This is a genomic window from Salinivibrio sp. PR5, assembly GCF_001996085.1.
Classification (GTDB): Bacteria; Pseudomonadota; Gammaproteobacteria; order Enterobacterales; family Vibrionaceae; genus Salinivibrio; species Salinivibrio proteolyticus.
In genome coordinates, this window is the sequence record NZ_MUFK01000101.1 from 1 (window position 1) to 1009 (window position 1009).

Below are 1009 nucleotides of genomic sequence, written 5' to 3' on the forward strand. Positions count from 1 at the left end.
GGAAAATATATCCCTATAAAAAACCACACACTATTTTAAATTCACCACCTACTAAAAAACCATTACAGGAAGCAATTAATAATATGATAAAAGTGTAATACGGTTTTACTTTTCGTTAAGTTAACTCGTTCCCATGCTCCTGCATGGGAATGTATATGCATTTGAATCATAGGCAGGGTTCGCCACAAGATCACCGAAGTGCACTTGACCTCTGTTCTTACACTAGCGGACAGCGTCAATATCTGTAGCGAACAGCCAGTTCAATGCCCTAGGCAGCATAATGTTATACTAGGTACGGTGCTATTTGCGTTTGAATGATAGCAAGAGCTAGATATGCATTCCCACGCAGGAGCGTGGGAACGAGAAAAGTTCGATGGCTCGGAGACAGTGTAATGTGGATAGTCACAGCTTAAAAAACTAACTATTGACGTCATACTCTCATGCTAGGTTTGCGAGTCCACAACAATTCGAGGAGTGTGAAGTTCCTTATTCTTGACTAGTCGTTCTGCGGCTTTAATTTTACTGTAAGCGTTCATTGCTCCCCATGCATAGAAGCCAAAAGCCGGTAACGTCATTGCTATAGAAAGCATGCCTTGATCACCAAACCATTCAGGAAAGACTGCCGGTGAGAGAGCTATAAATGCGAGAGTGAAGTACCAAAAAAGATAAAAAGCCTTACGCCAGCTACGTGACCATGTGGTGCTATACTTATTTTTAAACACCAACTCAAATTCACCCTTAGTGTTCATTTTTTCGAAGAGTTGTAGAGATTTCTTAAAGTCATTCAAGCGACGAACTGGATTTGATAGAGACAAAATATACTCAGCTTCCTTTTGAGTGACTAAGGTACTACCAGCTATTGCTTGGTAACCTTTTTCAACTGCAAAGGGGTGTAACTTTTCCAAGTTTTCTTCATCCAGAAACTCCTTTGCAAACTTATATTCTTCTCTTAGTTTTGATTGAACACCAGACACCAATTCATAAATAACTTTACCAGCACCGATAATAC

Annotated in this window: 1 protein-coding gene; it reads right to left on the reverse strand. The window is 39.9% G+C overall.

The features are described 5' to 3' along the window. Positions 1-443 precede the first annotated feature (443 nt). Positions 444-1009 (reverse strand): hypothetical protein (locus BZG82_RS16440; RefSeq protein WP_077766321.1); only part of this gene is annotated, 566 nt, incomplete at its 5' end.